Raw genomic sequence first — 19,101 nt, 5'->3', positions numbered from 1 at the left:
CTTGCGGCATTTTTTGATGTTAGAAAGGATAATCATGAAAAAGATTGTAATCATCGGGGCAAATGATTTTCAGAAGCCACTGATTCAAAAAGCAAAAGAAATGGGATATGAAACGCACGTATTCGCCTGGAGAGAGGGCGCAACCGGTGCGGAGGATGCGGATTTTTTTTATGAGATCAGTATTGTGGAGATGGATGCGATCCTGGAAGAATGCCGGAAGATCAAACCGGATGCAGTTGCTACCATAGGCTCAGATCTTGCGAATATCACGGTACAGTATCTGGCAGAGAAACTGGGACTTCCGGGAAACAGCAGTGAATGTATCAGGCAGTCTACCAACAAATATGCCATGCGGAGCGCTTTCCAGAAAGCCGGGATCCCGGTTCCGTATTTTGCATGCGTCGGAGAAGGCGAGAGCGTGGAACCGGAGCATTTCCCGGTGATCGTCAAACCGACAGATCGTTCCGGCAGCAGAGCGATCACCAAGGTCACAGATCCGTCTGAACTTCCGGCAGCGATCGAAGCCGCGATCGCACAGTCTTTTGAGAAGAAAGCGATCGTGGAAGAATATATTTCCGGAGCAGAATACAGTGTGGAAACGATCAGCTATCAGGGAAAACACACCTGCCTTGCAATTACCAGGAAATTTACGACTGGAAGTCCGCATTATATCGAGGTTGGTCATTTACAGCCGGCTCCACTGACAGATGATATAAGAAAGCAGGTAGAAGAGACCGTATTTCGTGCACTGGATGCACTGGGAGTGGAATTTGGAGCGGGACACAGTGAACTCAGGATCAATAAAAAAGGCGAGATCCGCATTATAGAGATCGGGTCACGTATGGGCGGCGACTGCATTGGTTCCGACCTTGTACCTCTTTCGACCGGACAGGATTTTGTGGGCATGGTTGTGGACACCGCAGCCGGAAATCCGCCTGTCATCAAAGCGAATGAGCCGCATATATCTGCGATCCGTTTCCTGATGAATGAAAATGACCTGCGTCTTTTGAATGATATCAAACAGAATCATCCATCTAATCTCAAAAAAGTTGTGATCGAGGGCGATGTAAAAACCGCCAGCATCACAGACAGCAGCAGCCGTCCGGGATTTTTTATCCTGCAGGCAGAGTCTTATGAAGAGATGGAAACACTCCTTCATCATGGACCGTGGGAAAATCCAATCCATGTTTTTGACACACCGGTTCAGAAACTCCGCTATAATGATGGCAAAAATACATTTTTTATGAAGAGAGATGATCTTCTTCCGTTTGCTTTTGGTGGAAACAAGGTGCGTTTTGCGCGGAAGTTTGTGGAAGATATGCAGGAAGAGCATTGCGACAGCATGATCATCTACGGAAATTATCACTCCAATCTCTGCCGTATCCTTGCAACGCTTTGTCATGAGCTGGAGATCCCGTGCTATATGGTCCATAATACTGAGGATATCAAAGAAGACAGAGAGACGAGTAACAGCCGTATCATCCGGCAGATGGGAGTTGTAGAGATCCCATGCGGCAAGGCGGGAATCGCAGCAGCAGTGGAACAGGCTATGGCAGAACTGCGTGAAAAGGGATACAAACCGTATTATATTTACGGGAATTCCAGGGGCCAGGGCAGAGAATGGGTTCCGATGAGAAGCTACGAAGCTGTGTATGACGAGATCTGCTGTTACGAAAACAGACACGGTGTTCATTTTGACTATATTTTTCTTGCATCCAGTACAAATGCGACACAGTCCGGACTTCTTGCGGGAAGTCTGCGTCAGGGAGATGACCGCAGGATCGTGGGGATCTCCGTTTCCCGAAATGCCGCAAGAGGCAGGGAAGTCATCACCGGAAATCTCAGAGAATATGCAGAAAAATTCCACAGAACACTTCCGGACGATCTGGAAGACCATATTCATTTTACAGATTCCTATATGGAGGGCGGATATGGTGCATGGTCAGAACCGGCAGCAGATCTGATCCGTCAGATCTATGGCAGTGAAGGAATCCCTCTTGATATGACCTATACAGGAAAGGCTTTTTATGGTATGGTTAAATATCTGGAAGAGAATCAGATCCAGGGAAAACAGATCCAGGGAAAACAGATCCTGTTTCTTCATACAGGAGGAACACCTCTGTTTTTTGACTTTCTTGAACAAGAGGATAAATAAGCATGAAAAAATTAATGATCCTGGGAGCGAGTTATTCTCAGCTCCCTCTTTATGAAGCTGCCAGGAAGCTTGGTGCAGCAACCGTAGCCGCCAGCACACCGGGAGACTGGCCGGGATTTGCAGTGGCAGATGAGAGCGTCTATGCAGACATCACCAATCCGGAAGCAATCCTTAAAGCAGCACAGGAAAAGGGAATCGATGGCATTGCAACCTGTTGTCTGGATGCAGGCGTGCGTGCACTTGGATACACCTGTGAGAAGATGGGGCTGATCGGTCCGTCAGCCAGAGCTGCTGATATTAGCAATGATAAATTCAAGATGAAAGAAGCTTTTATGGCAGGAGGCGTGCAGTGCGCGAGACATATCTGCATCCACAGTCTGGAAGAACTGGAAGAAGCACTTGAGAAACTGAAATTTCCGGTAGTCCTCAAGGCTGTAGACCTTATGGGAAGCAGAGGAATCTTTCGCTGCAATACCAGGGAGGAGACTTTCTTCTATTATAATAAGACTATGGAAGCAACACGAAAGGACTACTGTCTGGTCGAAGAATTTATCGAGGGTCAGGTGCTCGGATGTGAAGCTATGATCCGTGATGGAAAACTGCTTTACTGTCTGCCGAACAATATCGAAGCTTTTCAGAGCTATGTGCCGACTCCGATCGGTCATTCCGTTCCGTACAGGAAACAGGAAGAACTTGGGGCAGAGGTCCGGCATCAGGTAGAACTTGCCATCAAAGCAGTGGGACTTGATAACTGTCCGGTCAACTGCGACCTGATCGAAAAAGACGGAAAGATCTATGTGATCGAGATCACCGGAAGAGCGGGAGGAACCTGCCTGCCGGAAATGGTAAGCATTTATTATGGAATCAACTATTACGAGGCGATTGTTCGACTGGCTCTCGGAATGGATGTGGAAGAGATGTTCCGTGGCAAAACATCCGGTGTGGCAAATCTTTCCAGAACGCTGCTTTCAGAGAAAGATGGTGTTGTAAAAGCTATCCACAATGAGAATGAACCGGCAGAGGATATTGTGGATCTTTCCTTTAATATTGCACCGGGTGAGGAAGTACATCACTACACAAACGGCAGAGACCGGCTGGGTCAGGTGATCCTTCGGGGAGAAAGCCTTGAGTCCTGCGAGAAACGTCTGCAGGAGATTTTGTCGAAAATAAACATTGAATTTACGGTATGATTGTGAGAGAATAACATGAGAAATTACATTAGTTCAAAAAAAAGTATTTTTCTGATGCTTCATATCAGCCTTCTGTTCAGTTCACTGAGTGGAGTCTGCTCCAAAATGGCATCTCGGTATACAGATCATATATTCTCTGTGAGCTTTATTTTCTGGTTCGGGCTTGTTTTTGTGATCATGTTTGGATATGCGATCATCTGGCAGCAGATCCTGAAACGGATGCCGCTGACTGTTGCCTATGCCAACCGTCCGGTCACACTGATATGGGGAATCATATGGGGAGCACTGATCTTTGGCGAAAAAGTCACCTGGAATATGATCGCAGGTGCAGCCGTAATCTTTGCCGGGATTTATCTTGTAACAGGAGAGGATGGAGAGAAAGGCGGTGAGAATTCATGAACCGTCTGGAGATATCTGTCTGCATTCTGCTTTTTTCTGTGTTTATTTCATCTGTTTCCCAGATCTTACTGAAAAAAGCAGCCAACAGAACCTACGAGAGTCCACTGAAAGAATATCTGAATCCGCTGGTGATAGGAGCGTATGGAATGTTTTTCTGCTCTGTGATCCTGACGATGCTGGCACTTAAGTATGTGCCGCTTTCCATGTCACCGATCCTGGAATCCACAGGTTATATTTTTGTGTCGGTGATGGGATACTTTTTTCTGAAAGAGAAATTTACGAAGAGAAAACTGGCAGGATTTGCACTGATCCTGGCAGGAGTTATTATATTTAACATATAGAGAAATGAGGGATATAGGACATGCTGGTATCCATTGTCATACCATGCTATAATTCAGAACATACCATCGGCAAAGTGGTAGAACTGGCTATAGAAGAATTTGAGAAACTGAAAGACTACGAGTGTGAATTTGTGCTGGTCAACGATTATTCCAGGGATGGAACGTGGAATGCAATCCATGCATTGGCAGAGAAACATCCGAATGTCAAGGGAATCAACCTTGCCAAGAATTTCGGACAGCACAATGCGATCATGGCGGCTATGAATCATACGGAGGGAGATCTGATCATTGGAATGGATGATGACATGCAGAACCATCCGTCGCAGATTCCACTTTTTCTGGACAAGATCCAGGAGGGATATGACATTGTATTCGGCGTGTTCAAAGAACGAAAGTTTTCTGCATTCAAGAATCTGACAGGAGCAGTCAGCAGATTTCTTCTGTGGCATCTGCTGGACCGTCCGAAGGATATCCAGATGAGCAGTTTCTGGTGCTGCCGCCGTTATGTGCGTGATGAGATCGTGAAGTATGATGGATACAATATCTTCCTTCAGGTACTGTTTTTCCGCACAACACATAATATTGCCAATATCGAGATCGAGCACTTTGAACGTGAGGTAGGAACGTCTAACTATAACTTCCGCAAGGGACTGAATCTGTTTCTTTCCTGCCTGAATTTTACAGTGATCCCGCTCCGTGTGTCGACATTTTTCGGAACATTGTTTTCAGCGGCTGGCTTTATCGGGGCAATCGTTGTACTGGTCCGTAAGCTTCTGGATCCGACGATCGCGATTGGCTGGTCTTCTCTGATGTGCGCGATGCTGGTGCTCTTTGGAATTGCATTCCTGATGCTCGGAATCATCGGAGAATATCTCGGTAAGCTGATGCTGAATATCAACAGGACTCCTCAGTACGTGATCCGGGATAAGGCAAATATCACATCCGAAGAAGAAAAGAGGTAATACATGATAGATTTTAACAGACCGGCGATCGTCGGAAATGAATTAAAATATATTCAGGATGCTGTGGCGCAGGGGATGCTCTGTGGAGACGGCAAGTATACAAAGCTCTGCTCAGAGTGGATGAAGAAACGCTTTGATGTAAATCAGGTTTTTCTTACGACTTCCTGTACACATGCACTGGAGATGGCGGCTTTTCTCTGTGACATTCAGCCGGGGGATGAGGTGATCATGCCTTCCTACACGTTTGTTTCAACTGCAGATGCATTCGTGCTTCGCGGAGCAAAGATCGTTTTTGTAGATATCCGTCCGGATACCATGAATATCGATGAGAACCTGATCGAGCAGGCGATCACAGACAAGACCAGGGCGATTGTTCCTGTCCACTATGCAGGTGTGGGCTGTGAGATGAACAAGATCATGGAACTTGCGAAGAAATACAACCTCAAAGTTGTTGAGGATGCCGCACAGGGCGTGGAGGCATATTACCACGGCAAGGCTCTTGGAACGATCGGCGATTTTGGCTGCTACAGTTTCCATGAGACAAAGAACTATACGATGGGAGAGGGCGGCGCGCTCGTTTTCCAGAAAGACGAATACCAGGAAAAAGCAGAGATCCTTCGTGAGAAGGGAACTGACAGAAGCAAATTTTTCCGTGGACAGGTAGACAAATACCGTTGGATCGATTATGGATCTTCCTATCTTCCGAGTGAGATGAATGCGGCATATCTTTATGCACAGCTTGAGGAATGTGAAAAGATCAATCACAAACGCCATGAGATCTATGATTATTATCATGCAAATCTTAAGAATCTTGAGGATGAGGGCAAGATCCAGCGTCCGTTTGTGCCGGAAGGCTGTGTGCATAATGCACATATGTATTATATCAAGACCAGGGATCTGTCCGTAAGGAGCCGTCTGATCGCTTACCTCAAAGAAAATGGTATCTGTACAGCATTCCACTATGTTCCGCTGCACAGTTCACCGGCCGGCGAAAAATTCGGCAGATTCAGCGGCGAGGATGTATATACAACAAGAGAGAGTGAGCGTCTGGTGCGTCTTCCGATGTTCTACGATCTCTCAGAGACAGATATGGAATACATTGTAGAAAAAATACAGCAATTTGAATTTTAAATGGAGGTAACACCATGAAAAAAAGAATATGCCAGATGGCTGCGTTGGGAAGTGCTCTGCTTCTGGCGTTTTCTGCACCCGTACAGGCAGCTGCTGTTACTACGAACGGTACGCCTGCGGCAGTTGCGACCAATAATATTCAGAACTGGCCGGCTGGTCCGGAAACTACATCGGAAGCAGCGGTTCTGATCGATGCCGATACAGGAGCGGTTCTTTATGACAAGGGAATGAATGAATGCCGTTATCCTGCAAGTACGACGAAATTGATGACGATCCTTCTGGCAACCGAAAACAGTTCGCCGAGGGATATTGTAACATTTACAGAGACAGGAATCCGTGATGTGACCTGGGACAGCAGTAATATCAATGCACAGCTCGGGGAGCAGATGACAATGAAAGACTGCTGGTTTGCTGCCTACATTAAGTCTGCGAATGAAGTCTGTGCACAGATTGCAGAGCATGTCGGCGGTTCAGAGGCGAATTTTGTCGATATGATGAATCAGAGAGCCAAAGAGCTTGGCTGTACGCACACACATTTCGCAAATGCCAGCGGTCTTCCGGATGAAAATCATTATTCCAGTGCCCTGGATCTCGCAAAGATCATGCGTGCAGGACTCCAGAATGCGAGATTCCGCAAGGTGATCGAGAGTGTCGGCTACACGATTCCGGCAACAAACTTAAGTGAATCCAGACCGATGCACACACATATGCCGCTGATGGCAAAGGAATCTGATCTTTATTATGAAGGATGTATCGGAGGAAAGACCGGGTTTGCGAATGAAGCAGAGCATACACTGGTTGTTGCGGCGGAGAGAAACGGCAGGACTTATATTGCAGTGACCATGAGGGCTGCTGATCTGGGAATCAACTGTACAGACAGTACTGCATTATTTGACTATGCATTTAATAATTTTGATACAATTGATGTAAATGGAACAAAGATGACGGTTCCGGCGGGAACTACAGTCAATGATCTGACTACAGAAAGCGTAGACAGAAACGGAAAAACCATGAACCGTTATTATTACAATGGGCAGTATGTAGGGTATGTGGTGGCTGCAGATCCTACACCGACACCTACGGAGGCTCCGCAGAATGAGGAGGAAGCGACAGCAGACATTTCGACGGATCAGACTGCAGAGCAGACGGAAACAGCAGTACAGGACAGCCAGACGGAAACAAAGGGACTTTCCCAGACATCCAAAATCCTTCTTGGAGTTATGGCTGGTATGGGTGTACTCCTGATCATTCTTCTGATCCTGCTTCACAGAAAAAATTATTAGAGTACTTTTATAAGATAAAAGGAGGACAATCAATGAAAGGTATTATTTTAGCAGGCGGCTCCGGAACCAGATTATATCCGCTGACCAAAGCAATTTCCAAACAGATCATGCCGGTATACGACAAACCGATGATCTATTATCCACTGTCAACTCTGATGCTTGCAGGGATCCGTGAGATCCTGATCATCTCCACACCACGTGACCTTCCGGTATTCCGTGAACTGCTCGGAGATGGTAAGCAGCTTGGCATGAGATTTGAATATGCAGTGCAGGAACAGCCAAGAGGACTGGCAGATGCGTTCATCATCGGTGCTGACTTTATCGGCAATGATGCAGTGGCACTTGTCCTCGGAGACAATATCTTCTATGGACAGAGCTTCTCCAGAGTACTTCTGAATGCTTACAAGCGTACAGAGGAAGAAAAGGGAGCAATTATTTTCGGCTACTATGTAAGAGACCCGAGAGAATACGGTGTTGTAGAATTTGATGAAAACGGCAGAGCCCTTTCCATCGAAGAAAAACCGGAGCATCCGAAGTCAAACTATGCAGTTCCGGGGCTTTATTTCTATGACAATGATGTTGTAGAGATCGCAAAGAGCGTGAAACCGTCCGCAAGAGGCGAGATCGAGATCACCAGCATCAACAACGAATACCTGAGAAGAGGAACTCTTAAAGTAGAAACTCTTGGAAGAGGATTTGCATGGCTGGATACAGGAAACCATGATTCTCTTCTTGATGCGGCAGATTTCGTTGCGGCATTCCAGAAACGTCAGGGACTTTATATTTCCTGTATCGAGGAGATCGCGTACAAACGTGGATTTATCACAAAAGAGCAGCTTGTCGAACTGGCACAGCCGCTTCTCAAGACTGCCTATGGCAAATATCTGATCGAAGTAGCGGAGGGATTATAAAATGGGTAAGATCACAGTAGAAACCTGTCATATCGAAGGACTTAAGGTCATCACACCAACTGTATTCGGAGATGAACGCGGTTATTTCATGGAAACATACAATTACAATGATTACAAGGCAGCAGGAATCGACATGGGATTCGTTCAGGATAACCAGTCAAGCTCCCGCAAGGGCGTTCTCCGCGGACTTCATTTCCAGATCAACTATCCGCAGGACAAGCTTGTACGTGTTGTAAGCGGAGAAGTGTTTGATGTTGCCGTTGATCTGAGAGAAGGTTCTGAGACTTATGGACAGTGGTACGGTGTTGTTCTGTCTGCTGAGAATAAGAAACAGTTCTTCATCCCGAAGAATTTTGCACACGGATTTGTTGTACTTTCTGATACAGCAGAGTTCGCATACAAATGTACAGACTTCTATCATCCGAATGATGAGGGTGGACTTGCATACAATGATCCTGACATCGGCGTACAGTGGCCGATCCCGGAGGATATGGAACTGATTCTTTCTGACAAAGACCAGAAATGGGGAAGCTTCAAGGAATACACTGCAAACAGGGGTAAAAAGGATTGAATAAAAATACCTGGCTGCCTGGAGAAATCTACAGAAACAGAAGATTAGTCTTTTCTCTGGCAAAAAATGATTTCAAAACAAAATATGCCGGTTCCTATTTCGGAACAGTATGGGCGTTTATCCAGCCGATCGTTACGATCTGTGTCTACTGGTTTGTGTTTGGTCTGGCACTTCGGAATGGTTCTGACAAGGGCGTTCCGTTTGTACTCTGGCTGATCGCAGGTCTTATCCCGTGGTTTTTCTTCCAGGAGGGACTGACGGGTGGAACGAATGCACTTCTGGAATACAATTATCTGGTCAAGAAAGTGGTATTCAATATCCGCATCCTGCCGGTAGTAAAGGTATTTTCAGCGGTGTTTGTCCATTGCTTTTTTGTAGTGATCGTTCTGGTGATCTACACCTGCATGGGATACCCGCCGAGCCTGTACGCCCTGCAGCTTGTGTACTACAGTTTCTGTATTTTTATGCTGATCCTTGCTGTGACTTATATGACAAGTGCGGCAGTCGTATTTTTCCGCGACTTAAGCCAGATCATCAACATTGCCCTGCAAGTAGGTGTCTGGGTGACTCCGATCATGTGGGACTTCAATGATCTCGGGCTTGGCGGGATCCTTCAGAAAATACTCAAACTGAATCCGCTGTTTTATATTGTCCAGGGGTATCGTGACTCCCTGATAAACAAAGTGGCGATCTGGGACCACCCTGTACTGACACTTTATTTCTGGGTATTCACGCTGGCAGTATTTATCTTCGGAACCAGACTGTTCAAAAAACTTCAGGTACACTTTGCAGATGTACTGTAACATGGAGAGTAAAATGAGTGAATTTGCAATTCAGGTAAAACATCTGGACAAGATGTACAAATTATATAACAAACCCTCAGACCGTCTCAAAGAGGCACTGGGGTTCAAGGTTCCGGTGCGGGAGCATTATGCGCTCCGCGATGTGAGCTTTGAGGTCCGAAGGGGCGAGACCGTGGGAATCATCGGAACAAATGGTTCCGGTAAATCCACGATCCTTAAGATCATCACAGGCGTACTGAATCCTACCGGCGGCGAAGTGACGGTAGATGGACGTATCTCAGCACTTCTTGAGCTGGGAGCCGGATTCAATATGGAATACACAGGGATCGAAAACGTTTATCTCAACGGAACCATGATGGGATTTTCAAAAGAAGAAATTGATTCCCGTCTGCAGGATATTCTGGATTTTGCTGATATCGGAGATTTTGTTCACCAACCGGTCAAGGCATATTCAAGCGGTATGTTTGTCCGCCTTGCTTTTGCAGTGGCGATCAATATCGATCCGGAGATCCTGATCGTAGATGAGGCACTTTCTGTAGGAGATGTTTTCTTCCAGGCAAAATGCTACCGTAAGTTCGAAGAATTCAAGAAGATGGGAAGGACCATCCTTTTTGTAAGCCATGATCTGAGCAGTATCGCGAGATACTGTGACAGGGTCGTTCTTCTGAACAAGGGTGTGAAGCTGGAAGAGGGATCACCGAAGCAGATGGTAGATATGTACAAGCAGCTTCTGGTCGGGCAGGACCCGACGAAGCAGCAGGTGCAGGAAGAGAAGCCGAAGGAAAGCTGGAGTGAAGAATTCCAGGTCAATCCGAACATGCTGGAATATGGCAGTAAGCTTGCGGAGATCACAGACTTTGCCGTGATCGATGACAAGGGCAGATCCACGAATACCATCGAGAAAGGAAGTTCCTTCCAGATCCGCATGAAAGCTGTGTTCCACGAGGCGATCCAGGAGCCGATCATGGCATATACTTTCAAGGATATCAAGGGTACGGAGATCACCGGAACCAATACCATGTTCGAAAAGATGCATATCGAGCATTCGGATGAAGGTGACACCTGTACGGTGACTTTCACACAGAAGATGTTCCTTCAGGGTGGAGAGTATCTGCTCGCATTTGGCTGCACGGGATACAAGGATGGAGAATTCACGGTATTCCACAGACTTTATGATGCATGCAACATCACGGTTGTTTCCGAACAGAACACCGTAGGTTTTTATGACATGGATTCACAGGTAGAGATACAATACGGAGAAGAAAAATGAGTGAAAAAATAGGACAGGTTGTGCTGGATGACACGTATTATCCGGGAAAAGATTTATATACAGACGGTGCGATCGAAGATGAGATGCTGGAGATCGCCAGGACTTATCCAGAAGAAAAATGGAATCAGGTGATCGCAGAGCGCAAAAGCTGGCCGATCCTGTATCATTTTTCACATATCAGAGAAAATATCTTAAGCTGGCTTCCATTCACAGGAGAAGAAAATGTCCTGGAGATCGGTTCCGGCTGCGGCGCAGTGACTGGCGCACTGTGCAAGAAGGCAAAGAGCGTGACCTGCATCGAACTGTCACGCAAGAGAAGCCTGATCAATGCCAACAGACATAAGGACTTTGATAATCTTAAGATTCTTATGGGCAACTTTCAGGATATTGAGAAAAATCTTACCGAAAAGTATGATTACATCACGCTGATCGGTGTATTTGAATATGGAGAGGCTTATATTCAGAGCAGTACTCCTTATGTAGATTTCCTGAAGATCATTTCCAGACATCTCAAACCGGACGGCAAGATCGTCCTTGCGATCGAAAACCGTTTTGGACTGAAATACTGGGCGGGCTGTACAGAAGATCATTTCGGAACGCTTTTTGAAGGACTGGAAGGATATCCGACGACAAAAGGTGTCAAGACCTTTACGAAGAAGGAATTCAATGCCATCTTACGAGAGGCAGGGGACCTCAAAGCATCCTGGTATTATCCATTTCCGGACTACAAACTTCCAATGACGATCTATTCTGATGAGCGTCTTCCGTTCAAGGGCGAACTGAACAGGCTGGAGACGAATTATGACAGACTGCGCCTGCAGCTTTTCCAGGAGTCACCAGTATATGATTCTCTTCTGGACAATGATCTGTTCCCGGAGTTTTCCAATTCGTTCCTTCTTCTGATCGGCAGGGAAAAGCCGGAGATCGCAACGGTATATTCCAAATTTTCCAATGAGAGATCATCGGAATTCGCCCTTCGTACCGATATCTGCAAAGAAGGCAAAAAAGATCGTTTTGTTCGAAAAGTTCCGACAGAAACTACAGCAGAGAAACATGTACGGAATCTGGAATCCCTTTCCAGAGAGATGGCAAGGATCTATGCCAAAGAAGGTCTGGAACTGAACCAGTGCATACTGGAAAAACAGGGTGTCCGTCTGGAATTCCTCAAGGGAAAGACGCTGGAAGAACATCTCGATGCGCTGGTAGAACAGGGCAGAAACGAAGAGGCAGAGAAGCTTCTGTTCCGTTATGTTGAGAAGGTACGCCGGATCCACAGTGGAGAAGCTTTTTATAAAACACCGGAATTTGTCAAAGTATTCGGAAATGTTTCACAGGAAGGAACACTTTCCTGTAGTGGAATTTCCAATATCGATCTGGTTCCGGCAAATATCCTGATCGACAATGACAGGATTTCCGTGATCGATTACGAGTGGACGTTCCGTTTCCCGATCCCGGGCAACTTTATCATTTACAGGATGATCCATTATTATCTGGAAAGTGACGGCAAGCGCCGTGCGCTCAAGGATATGGATTTCTATACGAAGGCAGGTCTGACAGAGAAAGAACTGGAGATCTATGCTGCAATGGAGCGTAATTTCCAGAATTATATCAAGGGCAGCCATGTACCGCTTCTTGACATGTATGAGGATGTTTCACCGGGCAAAGTTGATGTACTGTCTTATTATGAGCAGCTCCGGATCGCAGGTGCAGAGCGGAAACTGCAGGTATTTTATGACAGAGGAAATGATTTCAACGAAAGCGATTCAGCCGTCTATCCGATGGCGAAGACCGGACTTTCTCTGAAGATTCCGATTTCGAAGGATGCAAAACGTCTGAGACTTGATCCTGGTGAGGCAGCAGGAGGACTTCTCCTTCACAGACTTGCCTTTGATGATGGCAGCAAGGCTGTTTTTTACAGTAACGGATTTGACATGGGCGATGGAAGATATTATTTCGGAGCCGGTGACCCGCAGTTTATCATTGAGCATGTTCAGGGCAAAACTCTGGATATCGAGATTGAAGTATTGAAAGAGCAGGAAGCAAGGGAAGAATTCTGGCAGAAATTCTCACAGGTATCTTCACAGAAAGAGCAGGAGATCCAGAGACTGAACCAGAAAATACAGCAGATGGAAAACACAAAAGTCTGGAAGCTGTACCGAATCATTAAAAAAAGTTAAGTAACTATTCAGTAGGTAGTATCCCGCGAGGTGTTTTGGCATGTTTTTGCCAAAATCCCGAGACATACAAGGCAAAATGCCATCACCGAAGGTGATTTGGAATGCATTTTGACTCGTAACTGTGAGGGTACTGAACAGTTACGGAATTAAGAGGATGTAGAATGGGTGATTTTTGTTTCAGCATAGATGAAGAACGTTACGATGACAGACATGGTCATGTGCTGAGTCTGGACGGATGGTATTCACATCCTGACAGAAAAATATATGGATTTGAACTTCTGGGAGATGGCTATGATACGGTAGAACTGCCAGAGATCCAGAGACGGGAGCGGCCGGATGTCGCACAGGCTCTTGGATGTGAATTCGGGGATTTTCTGCCGGGATTTACCGTTCAGATCCCGGAGATACTGAAACTGGCAGAGAAATATCAGAGTCTGGAACTTTTTCTCCGCGACGGTGAAGAACGTGTCAGTATCTGGGAGATCAGTGCAGACGAACTGGATGAATTGATCAAAGAAAATCTTGTGCAATATCATCTGGACTGTGTTGAGATCCTGTATGATACGATGCTGGAGATCCAGGGATGGGTCGTTGATCAGAGAGGAAGCGTGGAAGTGACGGTACATCAGGAGGATGCATCACTTCTGGACTGCCGGATCAGCAGAGGACGCAGACCGGATGTGGTCGAGAGAAGGAATCTTGATGAGGAATATAAGACGCAGGAGATCGGATTCCGGATCTCTGCGGCGCTTCCGGAGATCAAAGGCGGAGAGATCATTCTTCATTTCTGTGGTGATTCTGTCACCAAAACATATACGATTGACATCGAGGAACTTCGGAAACAAAATAAACCAAAAGGATTCTTAAGCAGGCTTTTTGGCAAAGAGAGTGTGGCAGAAGGTGGATATGAAGCATGGCTTGCGCGCCATAAGGTGGATAAGAGAACCCTTCGCAGGCAGAAACATGCTGCTTTTGCACAGAAGCCGCTCATCAGCATTGTGATTCCGCTGTACTGCACACCGCTTCCTTATCTTAAGGAACTGCTGGAGTCTGTCCGCAGACAGTCCTATGAGAACTGGCAGCTCTGCCTGGCAGACGGAAGCCCGGATGACAAGGCAAAAGAATTCATTGAGAAGCATTACGGCAGAGAGAAACGTATTGTTTACCGCAAGCTGGAAGAGAATGGCGGGATCTCCGTCAACACAAATGAGGCGGTCGCGCTGGCAGCAGGCGAGTATCTTATGCTCTGCGATCACGATGACACCCTGGAACCGGATGCTCTCTATGAGATCGTCAAAGCGATCAACGATACAGGTGCCGATGTGCTTTATACCGATGAGGATAAGGTCAGCATGGACGGCCGGCATTACTTTGACCCGAATTTCAAACCTGACTTTAACCTGTTCCGTCTGAGGGAAAACAACTATATATGTCATATTTTTGTTGTGAAAAAAAGCCTGACAGACGAAACGGGACTTCTCCGGTCTGAATTTGACGGCGCGCAGGATTTTGATTTTATCTTACGCTGCTGCGAAAAGGCGCAGAAGATCACGCATATCCCGAAAGTGCTGTATCACTGGAGATGCCACATGGACTCCACAGCGGCAGATCCTTCCAGCAAGGCATACGCATATGAAGCAGGAAGAAAAGCCGTCCGTGAGCATTACCAGAGACTGGGCATCGATGCGAAGGTGGAGATGACAGAACGTCCTGGCTGGTATCGAAGCCATGTGAAGGTTCAGGGAAATCCACTTATTTCTGTCATTATTCCGAACAAAGATCATACAGATGATCTGGAGCTGTGCCTGTTTTCCATGACACGGAAATCAACATATCGCAATTATGAGATCCTGATCGTAGAGAACAACAGCGAGAAGGAAGAAACCTTTGAATATTACAGAAAACTCCCGGACCGTTATCCGAAGGCGAGGGTACTGACCTGGGAAAAAGAATTCAACTATTCCGCGATCAACAATTTCGCTGCGAAGGAAGCGAAGGGAGAGTATCTTCTTTTCCTGAACAACGATGTGGAGATCCTGACACCGGACTGGATGGAAGAAATGCTCCAGAACTGCCAGCAGGAAAACGTGGCGGCTGTGGGAGCGAAGCTTTATTACCCGGATGATACGATCCAGCATGCGGGTGTTGTCCTGGGACTTGGAGGCATCGCAGGCCATATCATGTGCCGTGCATCGAAAGAAGACCCGGGCTATTTTGGACGTATGATCAGCGTGCAGGAGATCAGTGCGGTGACAGCGGCGTGCATGATGGTAAAGAAATCCGATTTTGATGCCGTGGGCGGTCTTGATGAGACTTTCCAGGTGGCATTTAATGATATCGATCTGTGCATGAAATTCCGTGCGGCAGGAAAGAAGATCATTTTTACACCGTATGCAGAACTGTATCACTATGAATCAAAATCAAGAGGACTGGAAGATACACCGGAAAAACAGTTCCGCTTTGACAAAGAAGTAAAGAGATTCCAGGAGAAATGGGCGCAGCAGCTTGAGATGGAGGACCCGTATTACAGCCCGAATCTTTCTGTGACAGAAGGGGACTGTTCCCTGAGAGAAGACTGAGAAATGAGGTTGGATATAGATTATGGCAAGAGAAATTTTTGAAGTGACCAAGGACAGGTTCCATCTTCAGAATCCATGTTGTTACATCCTTCAGGGAACCTGGCCAAAAGAAGCAAGAATGCGTGCCTGCCTGGACGGATCAGAAGTAAAGGCAGAGATCAAGAAACTGGAGATGGTCAGTGCACTGGAGCGTTTCAAGGATCCTGATCTGATGCGCGGCGAGAGGATCACGGCTGAGATCCGTCTCCCGGAATCGCTGGAAGGCTTTCAGAAACTTTCCGTTTATGCAGATATGCCGGACAAAAACTTCTGCTGGTTTTCTGTTCCGGTCAAAGAACTGGAACGACGCAGAGGCAAACCGCAGTTTTTTATCGAAGAAGAAAAGGTGCAGCAGGGCTTCCTGAGAGTACGTGGATGGGCTGTGGCATCTGAACCGGTCAAAATTCAGATCTTTGATGAAAATAAAGAGAAGATTTCAGCAGAAATCCTCCGTACAGAACGTGTCGACGTGGAACAGCTTTATGAGGAGACAGAGATCCATGATAAGACAGGATTCTTTGTAGAACTGACAAACCTTACAGGCAAATTTGTCTATATTGTTTTTTATGCAGGAAATACGAAGTCTGTCCATATCGCACACCTTCAGCCGACTGTCGTCCTTCGCAAAAAGGTCGAGAAATATGCAAAAAAGGGCTTACGTTACTGGAGAAGCCAGGGAAGCGTGGCGCTGGTGGGCAAAATCGCAGCCAAGGTTAAGACAGCTTCTACAAGAGAAATTCCATATCAGAAGTGGATCCTCAGGCATCTTCCGAGCCAGAAAGAACTGGAGAAACAGAGAAGAGAGAAATTCGACTTTCAGCCAAAAATCTCTATCGTGATCCCGTTATACAAGACCCCTGAGAAATACTTAAGACAGCTGGTTGATACCGTCAAGGCACAGACTTATCCGAACTGGGAACTCTGTCTTTCTGACGGAAGCGGTGCAGATTCACCGATCGCAGGACTCCTTAAGGAGCTTGCAGCATCGGATGAACGTATCAAAGTAGTTTCTCATGACCAGCAGCTTCAGATCTCTGAGAATACCAATGCAGGAATCGAGATCGCAACGGGGGATTACATCGCTTTTGCAGATCATGACGATGAACTGACACCGCATGCACTGTTTGAGTGCGTCAAGGCTTTGAATAAAGACCGCAGGATCCGTGTTCTGTATTCCGATGAAGATAAGATGTCGATGGATGGACATAAGTTCTTCCAGCCGCATTTCAAACCAGATTACAACCCGGATCTTCTCTGTACCGTAAACTATATCTGCCATCTGTTTGTGGTTGACAGAGAGATCATTAATAAAGTCGGTACTCTCCGCAGTGAATTTGACGGCGCGCAGGATTATGATTTTATTTTCCGCTGTATTGAGGCGGTAGATCATTCAGAAATCTATCATATCCCGAAGATCCTGTACCACTGGAGATGTCATGAGGACTCCACGGCCGAGAATCCGGAGAGCAAGGCGTATGCATTTGAGGCAGGAAAACGTGCGATCGAGGCACATTATGAGAGAACAGGCATCCATGCGGAAGTATACCAGGGAGAGTTCCTGGGACTTTACAGAACAAGATTTATCCGTGACCATGATCCGCTGATCTCCATCATCATTCCGAATAAGGATCATATTGATGATCTGAAACGCTGCATGGATTCAATCGATAAGAAATCAACGTATCAGAACTACGAATACATCATTGTGGAAAATAACAGTACAGATGATAAGACCTTTGCATATTACAAGGAACTGGAAGCATCCAACCCGAAAGCACATGTTGTTTACTGGGACAGAGAGTTCAACTATTCCGCGATCAACAACTACGGCGCATCCTTTGCGAAGGGCGAGTATATCCTGCTTCTGAACAATGACACAGAGATCATCAATGATGACTGTCTGGAAGAACTTCTTGGCTACTGTATGAGAAGTGATGTAGGTGCAGTCGGTGCGAGAATGTATTATGAGGATGATACGATCCAGCATGCCGGTGTAGTTATTGGCTTTGGTGGAATCGCAGGACACTGTTTCGTGCTCCAGCCTCGTGGAACGACAGGCTATTGCCACAGGATCATCTGCGCGCAGGATTACAGTGCGGTGACAGCAGCCTGCATGATGGTGAAGAAAGAAGCATTTGATAAGGTAGGTGGTCTGACAGAAGAACTTGCCGTTGCCTTTAATGATATTGATTTCTGTATGAAGCTCCGTGCAGCCGGATACCTGATCGTGTATAATCCATATGCAGAACTGTATCACTACGAATCCAAATCCAGAGGACTTGAGGACACACCGGAAAAAGTGGCACGTTTCAACAAAGAGATCCAGATATTTGAGAAACGCTGGCCGGATATCCTGAGAAACGGCGATCCGTATTACAATCCAAATCTGACCTTAAAGAGTCAGGATTTTTCACTGAGACGTATATAGGAGGATTTTCTGATGAAAGTATTAGTAACAGGCGTAAAAGGACAGCTTGGCTATGATGTAATGAACGAGCTGGCAAAAAGAGGCTACGAAGGAGTCGGCGTTGATGTTGCCGAGATGGACATCACAGACAGCGCGGCCGTAGAAAAAGTGATCTCAGAAGTTCATCCGGATAAAGTTGTCCACTGTGCAGCGTGGACTGCTGTGGATGCAGCGGAGGATAACCAGGAGGTCTGCCACAAAGTAAATGTGGATGGAACAGCAAATATTGCAAAGATGTGTGGAAAACTCGACATTCCGATGATATACATCAGCACAGACTATGTGTTTGACGGACAGGGAATCCGCCCGTGGGAGCCGGATGATCCAGTCGTAGAGCCGCTGAATGTCTATGGACAGTCCAAATACGAAGGTGAAGTTGCCGTGGAAAAATATGCTCCGAAGCACTACATCGTGCGTATTGCATGGGTATTCGGACTGAACGGCAAAAACTTCATCAAGACCATGATCAATCTTGGCAAAACACATGATACCCTGACTGTTGTAAATGACCAGATCGGTACACCGACTTACACCTACGACCTTGCAAGACTTCTTGTAGATATGCTGGAAAAAGAAGAGTACGGCAAATACCATGCAACAAATGAAGGCGGCTACATTTCCTGGTATGATTTTGCAAAAGAGATCTTCGCTCAGGCAGGTATGAATGTCAAAGTCCTCCCGGTAAGTTCTGCGGAATATCCGGCAAAGGCAAAACGTCCGTCCAACAGCCGTATGGAGAAGAAGAAACTCGACGAGCATGGATTTACCCGTCTTCCGGACTGGAAAGATGCTCTTGGACGTTATCTGAAGGAAATTATGTAAA

The 19,101-nt window shown here is 46.4% G+C and carries 15 protein-coding genes; all 15 read left to right on the top strand.

Features of this window, described 5'->3' with window-relative positions; translation table 11 throughout:
* The first annotated feature begins 34 nt into the window (after positions 1–34).
* The 15 genes from DWX28_RS06800 (at position 35) to rfbD (ending at position 19,100) form a co-directional block, all read left to right on the top strand.
* Complete coding sequence (locus DWX28_RS06800; RefSeq protein ID WP_118252238.1) at positions 35–2,155, top strand: pyridoxal-phosphate dependent enzyme; 2,121 nt, start codon at positions 35–37, stop codon at positions 2,153–2,155.
* 2 nt (positions 2,156–2,157) lie between these two features.
* On the top strand, positions 2,158–3,345 hold the full coding sequence (locus tag DWX28_RS06795; RefSeq protein ID WP_118252237.1) for an ATP-grasp domain-containing protein: 1,188 nt from the start codon (positions 2,158–2,160) through the stop codon (positions 3,343–3,345).
* Between the two features lie 15 nt (positions 3,346–3,360).
* Positions 3,361–3,744, top strand: coding sequence for an EamA family transporter (locus tag DWX28_RS06790; RefSeq protein ID WP_022214302.1), 384 nt, complete (start codon positions 3,361–3,363; stop codon positions 3,742–3,744).
* Positions 3,741–4,085, top strand: coding sequence for a DMT family transporter (locus DWX28_RS06785; RefSeq protein ID WP_022214301.1), 345 nt, complete (start codon positions 3,741–3,743; stop codon positions 4,083–4,085). The genes DWX28_RS06790 and DWX28_RS06785 overlap by 4 nt, the downstream gene beginning before the upstream one ends.
* A 20-nt stretch (positions 4,086–4,105) precedes the next feature.
* Complete coding sequence (locus DWX28_RS06780) at positions 4,106–5,047, top strand: glycosyltransferase family 2 protein (protein WP_022214300.1); 942 nt, start codon at positions 4,106–4,108, stop codon at positions 5,045–5,047.
* Between the two features lie 3 nt (positions 5,048–5,050).
* Positions 5,051–6,178 (top strand): dTDP-4-amino-4,6-dideoxygalactose transaminase, encoded by a 1,128-nt coding sequence (gene rffA / locus DWX28_RS06775; protein WP_022214299.1) that lies wholly within the window; start codon positions 5,051–5,053, stop codon positions 6,176–6,178.
* Positions 6,179–6,192: 14 nt separating this feature from the next.
* Positions 6,193–7,461 (top strand): D-alanyl-D-alanine carboxypeptidase family protein, encoded by a 1,269-nt coding sequence (locus DWX28_RS06770; protein ID WP_118252236.1) that lies wholly within the window; start codon positions 6,193–6,195, stop codon positions 7,459–7,461.
* A gap of 32 nt (positions 7,462–7,493) precedes the next feature.
* Positions 7,494–8,372 carry a glucose-1-phosphate thymidylyltransferase RfbA gene (gene rfbA / locus DWX28_RS06765; protein WP_118252235.1) on the top strand — a complete coding sequence of 293 codons (879 nt, stop codon included), beginning with the start codon at positions 7,494–7,496 and terminating at the stop codon, positions 8,370–8,372.
* 1 nt (position 8,373) lies between these two features.
* A complete protein-coding gene (rfbC, locus tag DWX28_RS06760; RefSeq protein ID WP_118252234.1) occupies positions 8,374–8,943 on the top strand; it encodes a dTDP-4-dehydrorhamnose 3,5-epimerase in 570 nt (189 codons plus the stop codon).
* A complete protein-coding gene (locus tag DWX28_RS06755) occupies positions 8,940–9,746 on the top strand; it encodes an ABC transporter permease (protein WP_118252233.1) in 807 nt (268 codons plus the stop codon). Before rfbC ends, DWX28_RS06755 begins: the two co-directional genes overlap by 4 nt.
* Positions 9,747–9,759: 13 nt before the next feature.
* Complete coding sequence (locus tag DWX28_RS06750) at positions 9,760–11,016, top strand: ABC transporter ATP-binding protein (RefSeq protein WP_022214294.1); 1,257 nt, start codon at positions 9,760–9,762, stop codon at positions 11,014–11,016.
* Positions 11,013–13,193 carry a methyltransferase gene (locus tag DWX28_RS06745; protein WP_118252232.1) on the top strand — a complete coding sequence of 727 codons (2,181 nt, stop codon included), beginning with the start codon at positions 11,013–11,015 and terminating at the stop codon, positions 13,191–13,193. The genes DWX28_RS06750 and DWX28_RS06745 overlap by 4 nt, the downstream gene beginning before the upstream one ends.
* A 161-nt stretch (positions 13,194–13,354) precedes the next feature.
* Positions 13,355–15,772 carry a glycosyltransferase family 2 protein gene (locus DWX28_RS06740; RefSeq protein ID WP_118252231.1) on the top strand — a complete coding sequence of 806 codons (2,418 nt, stop codon included), beginning with the start codon at positions 13,355–13,357 and terminating at the stop codon, positions 15,770–15,772.
* 22 nt (positions 15,773–15,794) lie between these two features.
* The gene (locus DWX28_RS06735) at positions 15,795–18,239 is read left to right on the top strand and encodes a glycosyltransferase family 2 protein (protein ID WP_118252230.1); all 2,445 of its coding nucleotides are present in this window, start codon (positions 15,795–15,797) and stop codon (positions 18,237–18,239) included.
* 12 nt (positions 18,240–18,251) lie between these two features.
* Entirely contained in the window at positions 18,252–19,100 is an 849-nt protein-coding gene (gene rfbD / locus DWX28_RS06730) for a dTDP-4-dehydrorhamnose reductase (RefSeq protein ID WP_118252229.1), read from the top strand.
* The last annotated feature ends 1 nt before the right edge of the window (position 19,101 follow it).

This window comes from Blautia sp. AF19-10LB (assembly GCF_003461245.1).
GTDB lineage: Bacteria > Bacillota > Clostridia > Lachnospirales > Lachnospiraceae > Blautia_A > Blautia_A intestinihominis.
The sequence above is the reverse complement of the archived record's forward strand: the minus strand, read 5'-3'. Positions and strand labels throughout refer to the sequence as shown.

Coding starts and splice junctions, on each gene's coding strand:
- DWX28_RS06800 (WP_118252238.1), top strand. CDS start 35: ATGAAAAAGATTGTAATCATCGGGGCAAATGATTTTCAGAAGCCACTG.
- DWX28_RS06795 (WP_118252237.1), top strand. CDS start 2,158: ATGAAAAAATTAATGATCCTGGGAGCGAGTTATTCTCAGCTCCCTCTT.
- DWX28_RS06790 (WP_022214302.1), top strand. CDS start 3,361: ATGAGAAATTACATTAGTTCAAAAAAAAGTATTTTTCTGATGCTTCAT.
- DWX28_RS06785 (WP_022214301.1), top strand. CDS start 3,741: ATGAACCGTCTGGAGATATCTGTCTGCATTCTGCTTTTTTCTGTGTTT.
- DWX28_RS06780 (WP_022214300.1), top strand. CDS start 4,106: ATGCTGGTATCCATTGTCATACCATGCTATAATTCAGAACATACCATC.
- rffA (WP_022214299.1), top strand. CDS start 5,051: ATGATAGATTTTAACAGACCGGCGATCGTCGGAAATGAATTAAAATAT.
- DWX28_RS06770 (WP_118252236.1), top strand. CDS start 6,193: ATGAAAAAAAGAATATGCCAGATGGCTGCGTTGGGAAGTGCTCTGCTT.
- rfbA (WP_118252235.1), top strand. CDS start 7,494: ATGAAAGGTATTATTTTAGCAGGCGGCTCCGGAACCAGATTATATCCG.
- rfbC (WP_118252234.1), top strand. CDS start 8,374: ATGGGTAAGATCACAGTAGAAACCTGTCATATCGAAGGACTTAAGGTC.
- DWX28_RS06750 (WP_022214294.1), top strand. CDS start 9,760: ATGAGTGAATTTGCAATTCAGGTAAAACATCTGGACAAGATGTACAAA.
- DWX28_RS06745 (WP_118252232.1), top strand. CDS start 11,013: ATGAGTGAAAAAATAGGACAGGTTGTGCTGGATGACACGTATTATCCG.
- DWX28_RS06740 (WP_118252231.1), top strand. CDS start 13,355: ATGGGTGATTTTTGTTTCAGCATAGATGAAGAACGTTACGATGACAGA.
- DWX28_RS06735 (WP_118252230.1), top strand. CDS start 15,795: ATGGCAAGAGAAATTTTTGAAGTGACCAAGGACAGGTTCCATCTTCAG.
- rfbD (WP_118252229.1), top strand. CDS start 18,252: ATGAAAGTATTAGTAACAGGCGTAAAAGGACAGCTTGGCTATGATGTA.